The organism is Streptomyces sp. NPDC055962, assembly GCF_042270185.1.
Lineage (GTDB): Bacteria > Actinomycetota > Actinomycetes > Streptomycetales > Streptomycetaceae > Streptomyces.
On record NZ_JBHJYN010000008.1, the window covers coordinates 93,656 to 114,111 of the forward strand.

Sequence of the window (20,456 nt, forward strand, 5' to 3'; positions counted from 1 at the left end):
GTCTCCGAGCCGTTCCGGTACGCGGTCGCTGAGACGTGCGTCCCAACTTTCACCGCTCCGGGGGGAACGGAATGCCACACCCTGTGGGTACGGCTGCGAGAACCGCAGTCCGTACCGCCCTGCTCCTGACGCTGTCGGTCCTGTTGTCACTGGTCCTGCCCGCCGGTGCGGCGCAGGCGTCGGGCCGGTCCCCGGCAGCCGCCGCCGGTGACTGTGCCTCACTTCCGCTGTCCTCGTTCGGGGAAGCAGCTCCCGCCGAGGGCACGGTGGAGGTCCCCGCCGACGGGACCGTCTGCTTCACCGTCACCGTGGAGCAGCCCGGCCTGCACCGGCTGCTGATGGCCGGGAGCGGTGCGGAGAACACCTATCCGTCCGTCTTCGACGGCGAGACCGAGGTCGACTGCTACGACCCGGAGTGGGGGGCCGGCTGGTGCGACCTCACACATGAGGGCGCGTACACGCTCCAGCTGCACAACAACTGGCCCGAGGCGAGCAGGCCCACGGTCGCACTCACTCCCCTCCGGACCGACGAGGGCTGCGCCCCGGAGACCGGCACCGCGTGGGACAGCGCCCCGCTCAAGGGATTCGCCGCCGGGCCCACGTCCCTCCAGTGCCAGCCCTTCACGGCGGAGCCCGGCGAGCGGATCACCCAGGAGATCAGGACCACCGTGTCGGGTGACAGCGGGGCCTGGATCACCGACAGGACCGGGGCGCGTATCTGCCCCCACTTCAACGAGGACGACAGCCAGGGCTGTGTCCTTCCCGGTGACGGGCCCTACAGGGTGCTGTCCGTGGTCGGTTACGCGGAGAAGGGCTACCCCGCCGAGTACACCCTGAAGATCCGCAGACTGTCCGATCCGGCCGGCTGCGTGCGTGTGCCTCTGAACGCGTACGGCGCCGCCCCCACGGCCGCGGGCCCGGCCACGGGGTGCAAGATCTTCCACGCCCCGGCCGCCGGACGCTACGACGCCTACGGGGTCGGCTCGACCACCCGTACCGTGCTGGCCGTCCTCGACCAGGAGGGGAGGACCGTCTGCACGACGTGGTCGGGATGCACCCTCCCGGCGGCCGGCGACTACACCGTCCTCACCGACGACGCGACCCTGATCATCGACCGCTCCTCCACTGCAGGCTGCGAGTCGGCCGAACTCGGCCTCCACACCTCCTCCTTCACCGCGGCCGGAGAGATCGACTGCCTCGCGCTGCCGCTCCCGGCAGGTGCCCGCATGGCCGTGCTCAAGCCCCTCAGCGGCGCCGCACCACGGGTGAACGTGACCGTGGTGGACGCCGACGGGGCGCAGCGGTGCGCAGGGAGCGACCTCTCGGCCGGCACCTGCGAACTCACCGGCAAGGCGCCCTTCCGCGCCCTCGTCTCGACCGACAGCGAGGACTCGCCCACCGGTTCCTACACCTTCGCCGTGCACCGCACGGACATCGCGAGCGGCTGTGAGGCCATCCCGGCGGGCGACTTCTCGGCCGACAGCCCCACGGCCCGCTTCTCCACCGGTGACGGGGCCTTCTCACGCTGCCTGAGCATCCCTGCCGACGCGCACAGCGCCCGGGAGAACATCCAGCTCCAGGCTGCTCCGGACACCACGTCCACCGCTGCGGTCTCCGTCCTGGACGCCGGCGGCCGCCAGGTCTGCTCCGTCTCCGCGTCCCTCTCCTCCTGGGCGACCTGCGCCCTGACACCCGGCGTCGCCCACACGGTGCTCGTCACCGGCCGCGACACCGCGGCGGAGTACACCCTGACCCGCCGGGACGTCACCTCGACCGCCAAGGGCTGTACCGCGAACCCTGCGGTCGAGGTGGGCGGTGCCTCCGCGGGCGGTGCCCTGGGTGCCCCTGGCACGCTGGTCTGCCGCCAGGTCACCACGGCGGATGCGAAGGACACGCTGCACCTCGACGTGCGTGACGCCCTCGGTACCGCGAACGTCGTCGCCTACGGGGCCGACGGCGAAGCCCTGTGCAACAAGAACGCTGCGTGTGCCGTGACCGGCTCCACCACCTACCAGGTCCTGGTGACCGTCCGGACGGGTCTGAAGACGGCGCCCGCCTACCGCTTCGACGCCCTGCGCATCGCCGGCGCGTCGGGCCCCTCCGACGCGTGCGTGAAGGTGCCCAACGTCAGTTACGGGTACGGTCCGGTCACGGGCACGTTGGACGAGTCGCACAGCGCGGTGTGCGCGGTGCTTCCCACCGCGTACAACGACCGGTTCGACATGAAGATCAGCGACACCACGGGCGCGACCGCCACCGCGGTCCCGGCCCTGTACGACGCGAGCCGCGACAACGGCTGCCTCCGTTTCGTGCCGAGCGGATACCAGTGCTACGTCAGCGAGCCTTCCGGTGCCGACGACACGTCGAGCATCCTCGTGCTGTCCCTTCCGGAGACCGCTTCGCAGACCTCCTACTCGGCCGAAGCGGTCTGCACCTCCGTCCGCTGCGGCACGGAGCAGGTCACCGTCGGTGAGGTGACACCGGTCACCGGGGTCACCGGCACCAGGACCACGCTCCAGGTGACAGGCACGGCGCTGCACAAGGACGACAAGGTCCGGATCTACAAGTCCGGCAAGGTCGTCGAGGCGACCACCACCTCGGTTTCGGCGGACCGCAGGACACTGACGGCCGTGCTCGACCTGACCGGAGTGGCCGTCGACACCTGGGGTCTCAGCGTCGTCACCCACAACGCGTGGGAGTTCGGCAAGGGTTCGTTCACCGTCAGCGCGGCCCCGCTGCTGAACCGGACGCCCCCGGCGATCACCGGCACCGCGAAGGTCGGCGGCACGCTGACGGCCGGTACCGGCACCTGGTCAGGGGACCCGTCGTCCCACACCTACCAGTGGAACGCCGACGGCAAGGCGGTGTCCGGGGCGACCGCTTCGTCGTACGTCCTTCCGGCATCGCTGCTCGGCAAGAAGGTCACCGTCACGGTGGCGGCCAGCAGGGCCGGGACACCGGACGCCACGGGGACATCGGCGGCGGTCGTGGTCGCCCGAGGTGTGGCGCCGAAGGCCACCACCGCCCCGAAGATCACCGGGAGCGCGAAGGTCGGCTCCAGGCTGACCGCGTCGCCGGGTGTCTGGTCACCGGCCGCCACGTCGTACGCCTATCAGTGGAAGGCGGACGGCAAGGCGGTGTCCGGGGCGACCGCTTCGTCGTACGTCCTTCCGGCATCGCTCCTGGGCAAGAAGATCTCGGTGGCGGTCACCGCCCTGCGCACCGGCCACGACAGTGGCGCAGCCACGACGACGGCGACGGCGGCCGTGGCCAAGGGGGCCGCGCCCAAGGCCGCCAAGGCGCCTGCCGTCTCGGGCACCGCGAAGGTGGGCAGAGTGCTGACGGCCTCCCGGGGCACCTGGACGCCCGCCCCGTCCGCGTACGTGTTCCAGTGGTACGAGAACGGCAAGGCGATCAAGGGAGCGACCAAGGCCTCGCTGAGCCTCAAGGCGGCCCAGAAGGGGAAGAAGATCTCGGTCAAGGTGACGGCGCGCCGATCCGGCCACGGTGACGGCTCCGCCGTCAGCAAGGCCACCAAGGCGGTCGTTCGGTGACACCGTGAACGGGGCGGGTACACGAAAGGGCCGGGCCCTCCATCCTCGATGGAGGGCCCGGCCCGTCCCGCGGGAGAAGCGAGCGCGGGGTCGGCGGTCGGTACCGGGTCCGTTCAGGCAGGCGGGCCGCCCTCCTCCGGGGCCGTGGGCGGCTCGGGCCGCACGGCGTGCAGTCGGCCGGAGCGCTCCGGCCGGTCGGAGTGGCCCGGGGACGTGGACTGCCCGGGGAGCACGGGCTGCGCGGGGGAGGCGGACGGTTCGCGCGGCGCGGGGTGCTCCCGGGGGACGGCGTACGGCTTCCGGCGTCCGGCGGCGGTTCCGCCCAGCAGCGCCGGGAGTTCGGTCAGGGCGCTGATCCGCCAGTCCGCCGTCTCCACGACGTCCGGATGGTCCGCCCACCAATGCCCGTACGGGCCGCGGCGGATGTGGGCGGTGCGCAGTCCCGAGGACTTCGCCGGGAACAGGTCGTCGGCCGGGTGGTCGCCCACGTGGAGGGTGGTCCCCGGTGCGGCGCCCGACACCTCCAGCACGCGGGCGAAGAACTCCCGGTCCGGCTTGGAGACGCCCCACTCCTCCGAGGTGACGACCAGGTCCGCCGGCAGGTCCAGGGCGCGCAGCAGCTCTCCCGCACGGGCCGACCGGTCGCCCGCTACGACGATCCGCAGGCCGAGCGCGCGCAGTTCGGCCAGGGCGGGGCGGACGTCGGGGTAGAGGTCGGTCTCGTCCAGGTGCTCCCTGCGGCCGGCCGCCGCGCGGGCCTGGGACGCCTCCGCGACGTCCATGCCGGGGCGCAGGATCCGCAGGGCGTCGGCGCTGTCCCGGCCCTGGGCGACCGCGGCGCCGACCAGCGCGCTGACGGTGTGCGGCGGGACCCCGAGCCAGTCGGCCCACGAGGCCCAGTGGCGGTCGTCGCGGACGAGGGTTTCTCCGATGTCGAAGACGATCGTTTCCATCACCTCTCCTAACCTACGGGGCAACCAGGACATAACGGCCAAGGCGCCAGTGCGGGAGGGGGGTCGGGCCTGGCAGAGGCCCTGGTCCGGACGGAGGGACGCGCTCGTATGCTCGGATCATGACCGATCCTCAGCGCCCCACGACCAACGCCATGCGGCGCGCCCTCCGGCGGGCCCGCGACGGTGTCGCACTCGACGTGGCCGAGGCCGCCGTCCTGCTCCAGGCGCGGGGGGACGACCTGACCGATCTCGCCGCGTCCGCCGCCCGGGTGCGGGACGCGGGGCTCGACACCGCGGGCCGGCCAGGGGTGATCACGTACTCGCGCAAGGTCTTCATCCCGCTGACCCGGCTCTGCCGTGACACCTGCCACTACTGCACCTTCGTCACTGTGCCGGGCAAGCTCCGCAAGGCGGGGCACGGGATGTTCATGTCGCCCGACGAGATCCTCGACGTCGCCCGCAAGGGTGCCGAAATGGGCTGCAAAGAGGCGCTGTTCACGCTCGGCGACCGGCCCGAGGACCGCTGGCCGGAGGCGCGGGAGTGGCTGGAGGCTGAGGGGTACGACGACACCCTCGCGTACGTGCGCGCCATGGCGATCCGCGTCCTGGAGGAGACGGGGCTGCTGCCGCACCTGAACCCGGGGGTGATGACGTGGACGGACCTCCAGCGGCTGAAGCCCGTCGCCCCGTCGATGGGGATGATGCTGGAGACGACGGCCACCCGGCTCTGGTCGGAGAAGGGCGGTCCGCACCACGGCTCCCCCGACAAGGAACCGGCCGTCCGGCTGCGGGTGCTGGAGGACGCGGGCCGGTCCAACGTGCCCTTCACCACCGGCATCCTGATCGGGATCGGCGAGTCCTACGAGGAGCGGGCCGACTCCCTCTTCGAGCTGCGCAGGACGGCCCGCGCCTACCACGGCATCCAGGAGGTCATCGTCCAGAACTTCCGTGCCAAGCCCGACACCGCCATGCGCGGGATGCCGGACGCCGAGCTGGAGGAGCTGGCCGCCGCGATCGCCGTCGCCCGTCACATCCTCGGACCCTCGGCCCGGATCCAGGCCCCGCCGAATCTCGTCGACGCCGAGTACGCCCTGCTGATCGGCGCGGGCATCGACGACTGGGGCGGGGTCTCGCCCCTCACCCCGGACCATGTGAACCCCGAACGCCCCTGGCCGCACATCGACGAACTCGCCGCCCGTACAGCGGAGTCGGGCTTCGAGCTGCGCGAACGCCTCACCATCTACCCCGAGTTCATCCAGAGGGGCGAGCCCTGGCTGGACCCGCGCCTCCTCCCGCACGTGCGCGCCCTCGCCGACCCGGAAACGGGCCTGGCGAAGGAGGGCGCGATCCCGGCCGGGCTGCCCTGGCAGGAGCCCGACGAGGGCTTCAGCGCGTCCGGCCGCACCGACCTGCACCGCACCATCGACACGGACGGCCGCACCGGCGACCGCCGCGACGACTTCGACGAGGTCTACGGCGACTGGGAGGCACTGCGCGAGGCCGCCGCTCCCGGCATGGTCCCCTCCAGGATCGACGCCGACGTGCGCCAGGCCCTGAGCCAGGCCGCCGACGACCCCACGAAGCTCACCGACGACCAGGCGCTCGCCCTGCTCCACGCGGACGGACCGGCGCTGGACGAGCTGTGCCGGATCGCGGACACCCTGCGCCGCGACGTGGTCGGCGACGACGTCACCTACATCGTCACCAGGAACATCAACTTCACCAACGTCTGCTACACCGGCTGCCGCTTCTGCGCCTTCGCCCAGCGGCGTACGGACGCCGACGCCTACACCCTCTCCCTCGACCAGGTCGCCGACCGTGCGGCGCAGGCCTGGGACGTCGGCGCGGTCGAGGTCTGCATGCAGGGCGGGATCCACCCGGACCTGCCCGGCACCGCCTACTTCGACATCGCCCGCGCCGTGAAGGAGCGCGTGCCCGGCATGCACGTCCACGCCTTCTCGCCCATGGAGGTCGTCAACGGGGCGACCCGCACGGGGATGTCCGTCCGCGACTGGCTGACCTCCGCCAAGGAGGCCGGTCTCGACTCGATCCCGGGCACGGCGGCGGAGATCCTCGACGACGAGGTCCGCTGGATCCTCACCAAGGGCAAGCTGCCGACCGCCGACTGGCTGGATGTCATCCGCACGGCCCACGAGACGGGCCTGCGCTCCTCGTCCACGATGATGTACGGCCACGTCGACCAGCCCCGCCACTGGCTCGGCCACTTCAGGACGCTGGCCCGGCTCCAGCAGGAGACCGGCGGCTTCACGGAGTTCGTCACGCTCCCCTTCATCCACACCAACGCCCCGGTCTACCTGGCGGGCATCGCCCGACCGGGCCCGACCGACCGGGACAACCGGGCGGTCACGGCCATGGCCCGCCTCCTGCTCCACCCGCACATCACCAACATCCAGACCAGCTGGGTCAAGCTCGGCGCAGAGGGTGCGGCCGAGATGCTCCGCTCGGGCGCCAACGACCTCGGCGGGACCTTGATGGAGGAGACCATCTCCCGTATGGCCGGGTCGAGTTACGGCTCCTACCGCTCGATCCAGGACCTCGTCGCCATCGCCGACCTCGCGGGCCGCCCGGCGAAGCCCCGTACGACGCTCTACGGCGAGGTGCCCGAGGAGCGCGTCACGGCCGCGGCGGCATCGGACGGCCACCTGCCGGAGCTGCTGCCGGTGCTGCCGCAATAGCGGAACACGGGCCGCTTCCGGAGCCGCACGGCCGGGCTCCGGAGGCAGCTGGGCGCACCATGCACCGCATCTTCCAGGAGCATCCGGGCCTGTTCTCCCGTGTCTCGGAATTACTGGGGATCACGATCGCCCCACCCGTCTCCGTCACCGTGATGCCTACCGACCTGACCGAGAACCGTCCACTCGAACGGCGTGTGGACACGCTGCTGCGGCTGGACACGGAGAACGACGAGCCGCTCCTCCTGGCCATTGAGGCCCAAGGGAAGAAAGACACGGACAAGCCGGCGAGCTGGGCCTACTACCTGTCCTACCTGTACACGAAATACCGGCTCCCGCCGTTGCTGCTCGTCGTCTGCCAGGACCGTGCCACCGCGGAATGGGCCTCCGGCCCTGTCTCCATCGGCCCCCGCCAGTGGCCCGCGCTCACTCTGCGCCCACTCGTCGCCGGCCCTCACAACATGCCGGTGATCACCGACGTCGCCGAGGCTCGCAAGGACCTGGCACTCACCACACTGGCGGCTATCACACATGCCGCCGATCCGGACATCGGTGCCATACTGAAAACGCTGTCCAGCGCTCTGCGGGACGTACCGGAAATCATCGCCGACCCCCTTGTCGAACTCACCGCACAAGGCCTGGGCAATCGCCCGGCCGCACAACAGTGGAGGAACCTGGTGGCCGTGGACCTCTCTTTCTACAAGTCCTTCATGGCTGAGGAAATCCGGGACGAGGGCCGGACGGAGGGCATTGCGCAGGGCATTCTGCTTTTCCTCGCGCAGGCGGACATCGACGTATCGGACGAGGCGCGTGGGCGGATCACCACCTGCGGTGACCTCGACACCCTGAACCGGTGGCTTCTGCGGGCCCCCACCGCCCGGTCGGTCGAGGACGTCTTCGGCGAGGAGCAGGCGGCTTCTCAACCGCAGTGACACCCCGAACGGCCTGACCGCCAGCGGTACCCCGCCGCGTCGGCCGGTTCGCAGGTGCCCTCGACCAGGTCCGGTGTGGTCGGGCCATGGGGAGGGCACCGGCACCGTCTGTACGGGACGATTCAGAACGGGCGGCGCGCGGTTCGCTGTTCGCTCGCGTCCTCGCCCGCCGCCGTCGCGATCACCTCGTCCAGCACCTCGCGGGAGCGGCGCAGCTCCTCGATCTTCCGGTCGATGCGGTCGCGCTCCACGGACAGGTCGCCGACCAGGCGCGGGGTGGCGATCGCGGAGGGGCCGCCGTCCGCGTCCCGTACGCAGGGCAGCAGTTCGGCGATCTTCGAGCTGCACAGGCCGGCCGCGTAGAACTCCTGGATGCGGATCACGCGGTCGACCGCCCAGTCCGGGTAGTCGCGGTGGCCGCCCGGGGTGCGGTCGGCGGTCAGCAGCCCCTGCGCCTCGTAGTAACGCAGGGAGCGCTCGCTCACGGCCGTACGTCGGGCCAGTTCGCCGATCCTCATGGATTCCTCGCCTCCGGGACTTGAACCTGACACCGGTGTCAATTCTTACCGTTCCGGCATGACGAACGCAGCCACTGAGACGAACACGGCCACTGAGGCGAGCGCAGCCACTGAGGCGAACACGGCCACTGAGGCGAGCGCGGCCACTGTGACGAACGCAGCCACTGTGACGAACGCAGCCACTGAGGCGAGCGCGGCCACGTCCTCCCGGAAGCCCTTCGAGCCCGTCGCGCTCGGCCCCCTCACCCTGCCGCACCGCCTGGTGATGGCTCCGCTGACCCGGAACCGCGCCACGGCCGAGGGGGTCCCGACCCCGCTCATGGCCACCTACTACGCCCAGCGCGCATCGGCCGCGCTGATCATCGCCGAGGCGTCCACGCCGAACGCCGTGGGTCAGACGTACCCGAACATCACGGCCATCCACCGTCCCGACCACGTCGCCGGGTGGCGCCGGGTGACCGAGGCGGTCCGGGCGGAGGGCGGGCTGATGTTCCTCCAGATCCAGCACGGCGGGCGCGCCGGGCACCCGGACACCAGCGGGCTGACGCCCGTCGCCCCCTCTCCGATCGCGCTGCCCGAGACGATCCACACCCGGGCCGGGCGCGTGCCCTCGGTCGTGCCCCGGGAGATGACCGCCGAGGACATCAGGACCACCGTGGCCGACTTCGCCTCCGCCGCGCGCAACGCGGTCGAGGCGGGCTTCGAGGGGGTCGAGGTGCACAGCGCCAACGGCCACCTGCTCCACCAGTTCCTGGGGCAGGGGACCAACCGGCGGACGGACGAGTACGGCGGGCCGGTGGGACACCGCATCCGCTTCGTCGTGGAGGTCACCGAGGCCGTGGCGGCGGAGGTCGGCCCCGAGCGGGTGGGCCTGCGCATCTCGCCGTGGAGCACGGTCAACGGCATGGTGGAGGGCGACACCGAGGCGATCTACCCGGCGCTCCTGGCGGCGCTGGCCGACCGGGGCCTGGCCTATCTGCACGTGGGGTACGCGGACCCGGAGGACCCGGTCTTCCGGCGCATCCGTAAGGACTGGCCGGGCACGCTGATCGCCAACCCCGTGCTGCCGAAGGACCGTATCCCGGACGACGGAGGCCTCGCCCACGCCGAGCGGCTGCTGGCCGCCGGGGCCGACGTGATCGCGCTCGGCCGCCCCTTCCTCGCCAACCCCGACCTGGTCCACCGCCTGCGCACGGGTGCCCCGGTGAACCAGGTCCGGGACGCGTACATGATGTACGTGGGCGGGGCGACGGGCTACACGGACTATCCGGCTCTCCCCACCGGCGCGTGAGGCGGCGGGCGTGCCTCACGCGGCCGGGGCTTCGTCGGCCCCGGACCTCCTCAGAGCCTGGCGGCGAAGCCGACGAAGGCCGTCCACGCGGGGGCGGAGACGAGGAGAGCGGGCCCGGCCGGGACCTTGCTGTCGCGCACGGGGACGACGCCCGGGAGGCCGTCGGCGACTTCGAGGCAGTTGTTCGCCCCGCCGTCGCTGTAGCTGGACTTGCGCCACGTCACGGGTCCGAGATCGGGGGTACGGCTCATGATGTCTGCTCCTCAAGGACGCCCCTGATGAAACCGGCGGACTCCGGCGGGGGCAGCGCGCGGTCCCGGAGGCGATCGTAGGACAGCCGGTAGCGCGTCACCGCCGCCGGATCCTCGATCAGCTCGGCGCAGCCGTTGCCTTCCGTGTAGGCAACCGCCGTGCCGTCCTCCTGCCAGAGCAGGGTCAGCGAGCCGTCCATGAGGTGGTGGGCGCCCACGGAGAACGGCAGCACCTGGAGGACGAGCGACGGCAGTTCCGCCATGTCGAGCAGATGGGTCAGCTGGTCCTGCCACACCTTGGCGTCGGGGACGGGCCGGCGCAGGGCGTACTCGTCGACGATGATCCGGACGGAGGGGGCGGGCCGGCGGTGCAGCAGCTGCTGGCGGTCCATCCGCGCCACCACCTGTTCCTCCACCGACTCGGCGTCCTCGTGCGGTTCCTGGGCGCCGGACAGCGATGTCCGGGCGACGTCCTCCGTCTGCAACAGGCCGGGAATCCCGAGCGTGAAGAGGTGCATGACCGTCGCTGTCGGCTCCAGCCGCATGAACTCCTTGTACTTGTCCTTGAAGACCTCCCGGCGGGCCGCCTTCCACAGCTGCACCAGCAGGCCCTCCGAGCCGTAGTGCCGGTCCAGGTCCTCCATCACCGCCAGCTTGGACAGCCGCTGGCCGACCTCGAGCCGGTACAGGTAGCTCTTGTCGTACCGGGTCTCCTCGGCGAGCTGCCCCAGGGACTTCCCCGCACGCTCCCTGAGATACCGAAGCGCCCGCCCCAGGGCGGCGCGCCCCGACTCCTCGTCCACGTCCGCCGGTCGCGCGGTCATCGCGGCCTCCCGTTGTCCTGTGCGCCGGCAATCGGGCGCGTCTTCCGAGGCTACGGGCGGAGCGTGATCATCGGGATACGAAAGGTGAGGATCACCCGATGGAAGACACCCACTCCTGCGAGGCACCCCATGACCGAGCCCCCTCTGCGCCTGCTCCCCTGGAACTCGCCCGAAGGCAGACCCTGTTACCTGAGCACGGACGACCCCGGCAGCAGGATGTCACGGCTGGCCGACGAGGTGGAGGCAGAGCTGCTCGCCTGCGGAGCGACCGTACTGGCCGGGGCGGAGGCCGTGCTGGCCGATCCGGTCGCGGGGGAGGTGGCGGTGCGCTTCGCCCTCGCCCGCACGGCCGAGTCGCTCCAGGACGTGCTGCGGGTCGCGGAGTGCAGGGAGCGGCCGTAGGGCGTGGTCCGGGGGAAGCGGGCCCGGAACGCGGTGCCGGAAACCGTGAGGAATGGCGTTCAACAGTGCTCTCGCGGCCGAGTCCGTACATAGTGTTCCGTCCCTGAACCGCCCGTTCCCGTTCGATTACAGTGCTTGCGCAGTCGCACACGGTAGGCCGGCGGAAGGGGCACGGTGAGCACAGGGACCACAGCTGTCTGGGGCCGTGTCCAGCAGCAGGACTTCCGCAGCCGGGTGCGTGGATCCCTGCTCGGCGGAGCCATCGGGGACGCGCTCGGGGCCGGTGTCTCAGGACTGCCCCTGGAGGCGATCCGGGCCGCCCACGGGGTGGACGGGGTGGCCGACTTCGTCCCGGTGCAGGGTGGCCGGCGAGGTGCCGTCACCGCCGTCACCCAGCTCACCCTCTTCACCGTCGACGGCCTGATCCGGGCCCAGGTCCGCCGTGACACCGGCGCGTGGCATCCGCCCACCGACGTGCACCGCGCCCATCTGCGCTGGGCGGCGACCCAGAGCGCCTGGGGGCCCGACGAACGCCGCAAGGACAACGGCTGGCTGGCCGGGGAGGAGTGGCTGTACGCGCGCCGCGCCCCCACCCGGGAGTGCCTCATCGGCTTCGGCGACACCAGGATGGGCACCCTCGCCGTGCCCAAGAACCCGGCCGCGCGGGACTCCGCCGCCCTCACCCGCTCCGCGCCCTTCGGGCTGCTCGTCGGCTGGGAGCCCCAGCTCGTGCTCCAACTGGCCGTCGAGTGCGCCGCCCACACCCATGGGCACGCCACCGCCCAGCTCGCGGCCGGGGCCTTCGCCGTCCTGGTGCACGGACTGGCCCGCGGCGAGACGCTGGATGCTGCGGTGCAGCACGCCCTCGCCCTGCTCGCCGAACGTCCGGGCAGCGAGCAGGTCACCGAGGCGCTCCGGCAGGCCCTCGGTTCCGTACGGCAGGGGATCCCCGGACCCGCTCTCATCGAGGCGCTCGGCGACACCGACTCGGCGGAGGAGGTCCTTGCGGTGGCGCTGTACTGCGCCCTGGTCGGTGAGGACGTACGCCACGGGCTGCGGCTCGCCGTGAACCACTCCGGGCCGTCCGCGGCCACGGGGGCCGTCTGCGGGGCTCTTCTCGGTGCCCTGCACGGCGAGACGGCGCTGCCCCCGGCCTGGCTCGCGGAACTGGAGGGGCGCTCGACCCTGCTCGAACTCTCCGACGACTTCGCGATGGAGATGACCCAGGGCCCGGCCCTGCACAGCCCGACGGCCGTCGCGCCCGGCTGGCTGGCCCGCTACCCGAGGGACTGAGCCGGGCCCCGGCCGTACGCGGCCGCGCCGTCCCGGAGGAGAGAGGTGGACGGACGCCGCCGCGCCCGCCCACCGTCCATGTGCCCCCGCGTGCGGGACGATCAGTCCTTCACGCTCTCCGGGACCCCGGTGCTCTCGGGGCCGGACTTCTGCTGGGGAACGGCCGCCGCAGCGGCGCCGGCAGGCCCTCCGTCGTCCGTGTTGATCTTCTCGATCAGGGCGTCGCGCTCCGGTGTGTCCTCGGGCTTGATGAAGCCGATGACGATGTAGAGCACCAGCGAGATCGCCAGCGGAAGTGCCACCTGGTACTGCAGGGCGACATCCGTCTTCACCGAACCGTCGAAGTTGTAGTTGGTGAAGTAGAAGGCGAGCAGCCCGGCCGCCCAGCTGGTGAGCGCCGCCGTCGGGCCGGACCGGCGGAACCTGCGCAGCAGGCCCAGCATGAACGGGATCGCGATCGGGCCCATGAGACCGGCCACCCACTTGATGACGACGGAGATGATGTCCTTGAACGTCGGCGAGTTGATCTGGGTCGCCAGCGCCATCGACAGGCCGAGGAAGGCGAGCGTGGACAGCCGCGCGGCCAGCAGACCGCTGCGGTTGCTCCAGGTGCGGGCCGCCTTGGAGAAGACCGGGGCGATGTCCCGGGTGAAGACGGCCGAGATGGCGTTGGCGTCGGAGGAGCACATGGCCATCGTGTGCGAGAAGAACCCGACGACGACCAGGCCCAGCAGGCCGTGCGGCAGCAGCTGCTCGGTCATCAGGGCGTAACTGTCCGACGCGTCGGGCTTCTTCGCCTCGACGAGCAGCGGGGCGACCCACATCGGGAAGAAGAGCACCGTCGGCCAGACCAGCCACAGGACGGCGGAGAGCCGGGCCGAGCGGGTCGCGGAGCGCGCGGAGTCCGTGGCCATGTAGCGCTGGGCCTGGTTCCACATGCCGCCGTTGTACTCGAAGGTCTTGATGAAGAGGTAGGCGAGCAGGAACGTCACCGTGTACGGGCCGGCCGTCGGGTCCGTGTGCCCCTCGGGCAGCTTGTCCCAGACCGTCCACAGCGAGCTGAAGCCGCCGAGCTTGCTCATCGCGATGAACAGCATGGCGAGACCGGCGAAGAGCTGGATGATGAACTGCCCGAGCTCGGTGAGCGCGTCGGCCCACAGTCCGCCGACCGTGCAGTAGACGGCCGTGATCGCACCCGTGATGAAGATGCCCTGGGTGAGGGTGATGCCGGTGAAGACGGAGAGCAGGGTGGCGATGGCGGCCCACTTCGCGCCGACGTCCACGATCTTCAGCAGCAGCCCGGACCAGGCCAGGGCCTGCTGGGTCTGGATGTTGTAGCGGTTCTTGAGGTATTCGAGCGGCGAGGCGACGTGCAGGCGCGAACGGAGCCGGTTGAGCCGGGGTGCGAAGAGCTTCGCGCCGATGCCGATGCCGATCGCGATCGGCAGGGACCAGGTCACGAAGGACGTGACGCCGTACTGGTACGCGATACCCGCGTAGCCGGTGAACATCACCGCGCTGTAGCCGGACATGTGGTGCGAGATGCCCGAGAGCCACCACGGCATCTTGCCGCCGGCGGTGAAGAAGTCGCTGACATTGTCCACGCGCTTGTGCGACCAGAGTCCGATCGCGACCATCACACCGAAGTATCCGATGAGCACGGCCCAGTCGAGACTGTTCATGTGCCCCCTCCAGGGGTCCGCCTTGTGAACGGGAACGCTCTTCGTCAGTACGGCCGTTCAGCGGGGCCCCCGTGCGGGAACGGGGACTTCGGGGATTGAACCGCTTGTCCGGGTCCTCGGTCAAGGTCTCCTCGGTCAGGGATGTGAACGCGGATCAGTAAGCCGAACGATTTTACTCGTTCTTGACCTTGTGGGGCGTTGTCGTGAACGTGACCACGGCCACACGATGAGCGAGCACTTCGTCAGGCTGTGCAGAGATCGACGCCAAAAGCAGGAACGCCCGAGAACGCAGAACGACCGCACGGGATGCGGGTCCCGTGCGGCCGGAGAAGGGGGAACGCTGAACCATGCGAGGCCTGTGCACCGATGGCGCTTCGCGCGCTGTCCGTGCGGGCCGGTGGGTTCCGGTGTGTGCGGTACGCCGATCGGCGGCGCTGTGTCCGGTGGTGGGCCGAGCCCTCTCGGCCAGGACGGCGGACCAGTCGAGAGGGCTCCTGGCGTTCGTGCGCGATGACCGGACACGGTGCGGCGCGTGGTGACCGGCGTGTCGGTCAGGCGTTGATCGAACCCGACGCGACGTCGCGCACGAAGGTGTTCCACGCCCCGGAGACGAAGGAGAGCGAAGGGCCTTCCGGGGCCTTCGAGTCACGCACGGCGATGGCCTGCGTGACCGGCGACTTCACTTCGACGCACGCCCCGTTGCCGCCGGAGTACGACGACTTCGTCCAGTTATCCGTAGCACCCTGAAGAATGGCCATGTTCACTCCGGTTCAGAGAGTTGATGTGAGTGGCACCAACTTCGTTCCTGTTGGCGTGATCGACGCTACTCGCCAACATCGCTTGGTGGTGGGGCCGTTCACTCGACCGGATGGCATATTCCATGCGGCTCTTCCGCCGTGAGGTGGTGGCGGTGTATCGTCCCGCCCCCACCTCACTTACATCACGGCATTCGCCCGCACATCAGTCCTTGTCGGGCTGTCCTGTTCCCGTGGGTGCCCGGAGGGCCTCCCGGGGTCGCCGTGAGGGCCTCGGCGGATGCGCGCGAAGACTCTCAGCGGGTGTAGCTCTTGGTGATGTCGCTGATGAACTGGCGGGTCTGGTCCACGTTCAGCGCCTGTGCCCGCAGGTGCTCGTACATGACGCTGTACCGCTGCACGTCGTTCGCCTTCTCCAGGTACAGGTCGCTGGTGACCCCTTCGATGTAGACGACGCTGGAGTCCGCGGCGTCCGGGAACTCCAGGATCGCGTACTGGCCGTTGATGCCGGGGTGCGCACCCATGTCGAAGGGCAGCACCTGCACGGTCACATGGGGCAGCTGGGACTGCTCGACGAGGTGCTCCAGCTGTTCGATCATGACCTGCTTGCCGCCGACGAGCCGGCGCAGGGCGGACTCGTCGATGACGGCCCACAGGCGCAGGGGGTGCTCCGGGGCGTTGACCCGGTCCTGGCGGCGGGCCCGTACGTTGACCCGCTTCTCGATGTCGGACGGCGGCGCCTCGGGCAGCGCCCCGTTGATCAGGGCCTCCGCGTAGCCCCGGGTCTGCAGCAGCCCCGGGACCACCTGGGGTTCGTACACCCGGAGGGACTCGGCGTCCGTCTCCAGTCCGATGTACACGCTGTACGGGATGTCGCCGAAGGCGTGCCACCAGCCCTGCTGGCGGGAGTCCTTGGCCATCTGCATCAGGGAGTCGACGACGCGGTGGTCCTCGACCTCGTACACCCCGCAGAGATCGCGTACGTCGCGCTGGCTGATCGAGCGGCGGCCGTTCTCCAGACGGCTGATCTTCGACTGCGAGACCAGCAGGCGCTCCGCCACCTCCTCGGCCGTCATGCCCTTGATCTCGCGGAGGCGGCGCAATTCCTGGCCCAGCCGGCGTCGCCTGACGGTGGGATTGACGTTGGTCGGCACGGGAACGGCACCTCCGGCTATGCAGCTGTTGTAGCTGTGTGTATCTACTGCTCAGCAGATTGCCACCCGTGCACCCGGCCGCGCTGGGAAATCGCCACACGCACCGAGGGCACGCAAGAGCGCGGGGCAGCCGGTGGATCCGGCTGCCCCGCGCCTGGTGCGGCTCCCGAACCGGGTCATGGGGACATCGGTGCGGCGGTATTCGGTGCTCCGCGCAAGTGTCCGCGCGGTCGTGCTGTCAGTGGACGGAGGTGTGCGCCATGCTGCCGCGGTGCGCTTGCGGCTGCAACGGCACGGCCGCCGTCTGCTGATTGCGGCGTGGCTGGACGGCCACACCGTTCTGGACGTCCATCACGGCATGCGCCACGAGGCCGCCCATCGGGTCGTGTCTGATCAGGTCCCGGAGCCGGGAGCGCGACGAGCGCCCCTCGTTCCCGGGGTACAGGTGCTTGCCGAGTCCGACCGCGTGGGCCAGTGCGGCGAGCGCCGCGGTCCGCGGGTCCGGCGGTACGCCGGTGCGGATCGCACTGTCCAGCCGGGTTCTGATGTCCCGGCTGATCGCCGTGTCCGTCGCCTGGTAGCGAGTCGTCGGCAGCACTCCGCACATCTGGCCCGCCACGGCATGAACCATGCCGCACCGCTCCAGATGAGCGAGGTAGATCTGGCGAAGTCCCAGTCGGGGCCCGCCGATCCAGTGGACCGCCCGAACCGGACTGCCACGACGGCGCAGCAGTTCCAGTGCGGAGTCCAGAGTCGGATCTCCTGTCGGCCGTGGCATCACCACGGCGATACGATCCCCGTCAGGGGCTATCCGTCCTGCCAGAGCCAGCTCCACTAGCTGTGCCCCGGCCAGGCCGAGGTCGAGCGACTGCGGCTGCGCTGTGGTACCCGTGGTCGGGTCCAGAGCGAGCAGCAGAAGCTCCTCCGGAATTGTTCTGCGGCTCCTGCCCATCCATGCCTCCCCGCGTGGATGAGTGACAGGGTGACCCCTCTCACATTGGTCTGTCGAGAGTGCCTGGGTGCTTTGTAAGGGAACCGTTAGGTATGTCGTTCTCGTCTAGCGGCTCGGCCAGGGGTTCACACAGGACACTGGTAGATGGTTCGGACAGTGCGGGCGTGACCCCGCGGCGCATCAAGGAGGTAATCGGTGGCGGGCGAGTCCCCCGACAGGTCGGAGCAGCGGAAGTCGTCGGGGACGGCTGGGGAGCGCGATCCGCGTCTTGCCGTGTTCCGTGAACCCGGCGCCGGGAAGACCGGCTCCGAGGCGGACAGCAGGACGGCGGTCCTCCGCCTCCCGGCCTCCGGTGAGGCCGGCGGGTCCGAGGGCGCCGCGGACCCCGCCGAGGGCACGGAGAGCCCTGAGTGGGCCTCTGAGCCCCGCGAGGGGGTTGACGGGACCCCGGAGGCTCCGGGCGGGGCCGGAGCGGCCAGGACCGCGCCTGAGGCGTCCGCGGATGCCTCGGACGTCGCGGACGGAGCTGCCGAGGCAGCACCCGGGGCGGACTCGGACGACAGGTCCGAGGCCGAGCAGGAATCCACTGCCGACGCCGGGAGCACTGCCGACGCCGGGAGCGAGGACGGCGCACGGTCCGGCGCCGGTGCTGCCGAGGACGGGCCCGCGCCGGACTCCCTACGGGACGAGCCCTCGGAGGCCGAGGCCGAGGCGGAGGCCGGGGCGGAAACCGCTGCCGACTCCGGGAACTCGTCCGGCGCCGATGCCGCGACGCCCACCGACGCCAGGCTCCGTGCCGCTGTCGCCGCGTGGGTGGCGACCGGTCCGGACGAGGAAACCGCAGCTCCTGGCGGTGCCTCCGCGGGCGGGAGCGAGGGCGACTCGGCCGACGCAGACGCGTCCGCAGCCGAGGGGAAGACGGCGGACACCGACACCGACACCGACACCGAAGCCACGGCGGACGGTGACGGCGATGCCCGGTCCGCCGAGTCCGACGCGGACCCCGAACCCGAGTCGGACTCCGACACCGGCTCCGACACCGAGACCGGCTCCGATGCCGCGGCCGAGGCCGACGCCGAGCCCGAGGCCGGGTCCGAGCCCGAGGCCGAGGTCAAGAAGACCCAGACCCGGACCGAGGCGAAGCCTGCGTCCGAACCTGCTGCCGACGCCGAGACGCCTGCCGCTGCCGCTGCCGCCGACGCCGACGCCGACGTCGATGCCGACACCGACGTCGAGACGCCTGCCACTGACGCCGACGTCGCCGCACCGGCCTCCGACGACTCCGACGCTTCCGAGGACGCTCCCCGCGTCCCGAGGACTCGCGAGGAGGCGACCCCGGCAGAGGACGCGGAACCCGTGTCCGACGGGCGAGGAATCGATCATCCGACCACCGTCTTCAAGGCGCTGCGGACCGATCAGGTCGACCAGCCGACGACCGCGCTGAAGCTTCCCCGGAAGGCCGCGGAGGCCCCCCGGAAGCCCGCGTCCTGGGCCGCCAAGGCCTCCGGCACCTCCGAGGCGCCCGCCGAGCGGACGAGCAAGTTCGTGCCGCTGCGCTCGGACGACGTACGCCCCGCGGCCGTGGTCGGCCCCACCGTCACCCCGGACGTCGCGGCGGGCCCCGGTACCCCCGCGAGTCCCGGAGCCGGTCTGACCGAGGCCGAGCGGACCAGGCAGCAGCCCATGCCGCCGAAGCCGCCGCTCGACCTGCTGGCCGAGCTCACGAACACCCCGCCGCCCCGGGAGACCCCGGTGCGCACGGCCGTCCGCCGGGTGAAGATCTGGACGCCGCTGGTCCTGCTCGCCCTGATCGTCTTTGCGATCGCGCAGGCGGTGCGCCCGCTTCCCGACCCGGCGCTGACGCTGACCGCCTCCCCGACGTACGCCTTCGGCGGCGAGAAGCTGGACATGCCGTGGCCCGCGGAGGGCCAGGGCGCCGTGGAGGTCGAAGGCGTGGGCGCCATCGGCTCGTACGGCAAGGAGAAGTCCGCGCCGATCGCGAGCATGGCGAAGGTGATGACCGCCTACGTGATCCTCAAGGGGCACCCGATCACCGGCAAGGAGACCGGTGGGCAGATCGCGGTGGACAAGCGCGCCGGTGAGGAGGCGAGCCTCGAGGACGAGTCGCGGGTGGCGATCGAGGAGGGCCAGAAGTACACCGAACACCAGATGCTCGAGATGCTGATGATCCCCTCGGGGAACAACGTCGCCCGGCTGCTGGCCCGCTGGGACGCCGGGACGGAGAAGGCGTTCGTCGAGAAGATGAACCAGGCTGCCGAGGATCTCGGTATGACCAACTCGACCTACACGGACCCGAGTGGCCTCAAGTCCTCCACCGTCTCCACGCCCGCCGACCAGATCAAGCTCGGCAAGGCGGTCATGCAGAGCGACGTCTTCCGGGAGATCGTGAACCAGCCGCAGGCCGACATCCCTAACGTCGGCAGGATCTACAACAACAACTACATCCTGCTGGAGCCCGGCGTCAGCGGGATCAAGACCGGCTCGTCCACTCCGGCCGGCGGCAACCTGCTCTGGACGGCCGACACGGTCGTCGACGGCAAGTCCCGCCGCATCATCGGTGCCGTGATGGGAGCGACGCTCGACGGCACGCTGGACGAGAAGCTGGAGCGCGCGCGGCAGAACAGCCTGAAGCTGATCCAGGCCGCGCAGAAGGGGGTCGACTCCGCCACCGTCGTCAAGAAGGGCCAGGTCGTCGGCTACGTCGACGACGGCCTGGGCGGGCAGACCCCGGTGGTCGCCACCAAGGACCTGAAGGCGGTCGGCTGGGGCGGGCTGGAGGTCGATCTCAAGATGACCGACGGTGGCAGGACCCCGGCGCACGAAGCCGCGGCGGGCACCGTCGTGGGCGAGGTGACGGTCGGCAGCGGCACGGGCAAGGTCTCGGTCCCCGTCGCCCTGCAGAGCGCCACGACGGAGCCGGCCTTCGGCGACAAGCTCACCCGCATCACCTGAGCGGACCGGCTCCGCGTCCCGTCACGGCGGCGCGGAGCCGGTCCGCCGGCGGGAGCGGGCCGGGTGCGCCGGGCCATCCGCCGGCGGCCCGGTGACGGAGGCATCCGCCGATGGACCGGACCGGAGGAAATCCCGCGTGCTAGCGTCCCGAGGCAACGATCGGGCGCCGGGACGCGTCCCTCCGGGTACGGATGAGGTCCGTGCAGTACACCGACGGTTCGGCAGGCCC

The 20,456-nt window shown here is 71.0% G+C and carries 15 protein-coding genes; 7 read left to right on the plus strand and 8 right to left on the minus strand.

The window, feature by feature from the left end; all coding sequences use genetic code 11:
- Positions 1 to 71: 71 nt before the first annotated feature.
- The gene (locus ACFC51_RS22880; RefSeq protein WP_376530522.1) at positions 72 to 3,554 is read left to right on the plus strand and encodes a hypothetical protein; all 3,483 of its coding nucleotides are present in this window, start codon (positions 72 to 74) and stop codon (positions 3,552 to 3,554) included.
- Between the two features lie 113 nt (positions 3,555 to 3,667).
- Here the strand turns inward: ACFC51_RS22880 and ACFC51_RS22885 are convergent, their stop codons facing one another.
- Positions 3,668 to 4,507, minus strand: a complete 840-nt coding sequence (locus tag ACFC51_RS22885; RefSeq protein ID WP_376530525.1) for an HAD-IA family hydrolase — start codon at positions 4,505 to 4,507, stop codon at positions 3,668 to 3,670.
- 119 nt (positions 4,508 to 4,626) lie between these two features.
- On the opposite strand from ACFC51_RS22885, the gene ACFC51_RS22890 reads away from it, so the two are divergent.
- Positions 4,627 to 7,203: a bifunctional FO biosynthesis protein CofGH gene (locus ACFC51_RS22890; RefSeq protein ID WP_376378955.1), complete on the plus strand. Its 2,577-nt coding sequence runs from the start codon at positions 4,627 to 4,629 to the stop codon at positions 7,201 to 7,203.
- 59 nt (positions 7,204 to 7,262) lie between these two features.
- Positions 7,263 to 8,132 (plus strand): hypothetical protein, encoded by an 870-nt coding sequence (locus tag ACFC51_RS22895; RefSeq protein WP_376378952.1) that lies wholly within the window; start codon positions 7,263 to 7,265, stop codon positions 8,130 to 8,132.
- Positions 8,133 to 8,254: 122 nt separating this feature from the next.
- Here the strand turns inward: ACFC51_RS22895 and ACFC51_RS22900 are convergent, their stop codons facing one another.
- Positions 8,255 to 8,650, minus strand: coding sequence for a MerR family transcriptional regulator (locus ACFC51_RS22900; protein WP_376378950.1), 396 nt, complete (start codon positions 8,648 to 8,650; stop codon positions 8,255 to 8,257).
- A 166-nt stretch (positions 8,651 to 8,816) separates the two neighbouring features.
- Between ACFC51_RS22900 and ACFC51_RS22905 the strand changes: the two genes are divergently transcribed.
- Positions 8,817 to 9,941, plus strand: a complete 1,125-nt coding sequence (locus tag ACFC51_RS22905; RefSeq protein WP_376530527.1) for an alkene reductase — start codon at positions 8,817 to 8,819, stop codon at positions 9,939 to 9,941.
- 50 nt (positions 9,942 to 9,991) lie between these two features.
- Here ACFC51_RS22905 and ACFC51_RS22910 read toward each other — a convergent pair whose 3' ends face one another.
- Both ACFC51_RS22910 and ACFC51_RS22915 read right to left on the minus strand, forming a co-directional pair.
- Positions 9,992 to 10,192, minus strand: a complete 201-nt coding sequence (locus tag ACFC51_RS22910; protein ID WP_376378944.1) for a DUF397 domain-containing protein — start codon at positions 10,190 to 10,192, stop codon at positions 9,992 to 9,994.
- On the minus strand, positions 10,189 to 11,016 hold the full coding sequence (locus ACFC51_RS22915) for a helix-turn-helix domain-containing protein (RefSeq protein ID WP_376378941.1): 828 nt from the start codon (positions 11,014 to 11,016) through the stop codon (positions 10,189 to 10,191). Before ACFC51_RS22915 ends, ACFC51_RS22910 begins: the two co-directional genes overlap by 4 nt.
- 129 nt (positions 11,017 to 11,145) lie before the next feature.
- On the opposite strand from ACFC51_RS22915, the gene ACFC51_RS22920 reads away from it, so the two are divergent.
- Both ACFC51_RS22920 and ACFC51_RS22925 read left to right on the plus strand, forming a co-directional pair.
- Entirely contained in the window at positions 11,146 to 11,418 is a 273-nt protein-coding gene (locus ACFC51_RS22920; protein WP_376378938.1) for a hypothetical protein, read from the plus strand.
- A gap of 174 nt (positions 11,419 to 11,592) precedes the next feature.
- On the plus strand, positions 11,593 to 12,711 hold the full coding sequence (locus ACFC51_RS22925; RefSeq protein WP_376530530.1) for an ADP-ribosylglycohydrolase family protein: 1,119 nt from the start codon (positions 11,593 to 11,595) through the stop codon (positions 12,709 to 12,711).
- A 101-nt stretch (positions 12,712 to 12,812) separates the two neighbouring features.
- On the opposite strand, the gene ACFC51_RS22930 is transcribed toward ACFC51_RS22925, so the two are convergent.
- The 4 genes from ACFC51_RS22930 to ACFC51_RS22945 form a co-directional block, all read right to left on the minus strand.
- Entirely contained in the window at positions 12,813 to 14,393 is a 1,581-nt protein-coding gene (locus tag ACFC51_RS22930) for a sodium:solute symporter family protein (RefSeq protein ID WP_376378932.1), read from the minus strand.
- A gap of 551 nt (positions 14,394 to 14,944) precedes the next feature.
- Complete coding sequence (locus tag ACFC51_RS22935) at positions 14,945 to 15,151, minus strand: DUF397 domain-containing protein (RefSeq protein WP_329229919.1); 207 nt, start codon at positions 15,149 to 15,151, stop codon at positions 14,945 to 14,947.
- 293 nt (positions 15,152 to 15,444) lie between these two features.
- Positions 15,445 to 16,302: a helix-turn-helix domain-containing protein gene (locus tag ACFC51_RS22940; RefSeq protein ID WP_376378929.1), complete on the minus strand. Its 858-nt coding sequence runs from the start codon at positions 16,300 to 16,302 to the stop codon at positions 15,445 to 15,447.
- A gap of 238 nt (positions 16,303 to 16,540) precedes the next feature.
- Positions 16,541 to 17,254 (minus strand): GPP34 family phosphoprotein, encoded by a 714-nt coding sequence (locus tag ACFC51_RS22945; protein ID WP_376378926.1) that lies wholly within the window; start codon positions 17,252 to 17,254, stop codon positions 16,541 to 16,543.
- A 195-nt stretch (positions 17,255 to 17,449) separates the two neighbouring features.
- Here ACFC51_RS22945 and ACFC51_RS22950 point away from each other — a divergent pair, with 195 nt between their 5' ends.
- Complete coding sequence (locus ACFC51_RS22950; RefSeq protein ID WP_376530532.1) at positions 17,450 to 20,227, plus strand: D-alanyl-D-alanine carboxypeptidase; 2,778 nt, start codon at positions 17,450 to 17,452, stop codon at positions 20,225 to 20,227.
- Positions 20,228 to 20,456 lie beyond the last annotated feature (229 nt).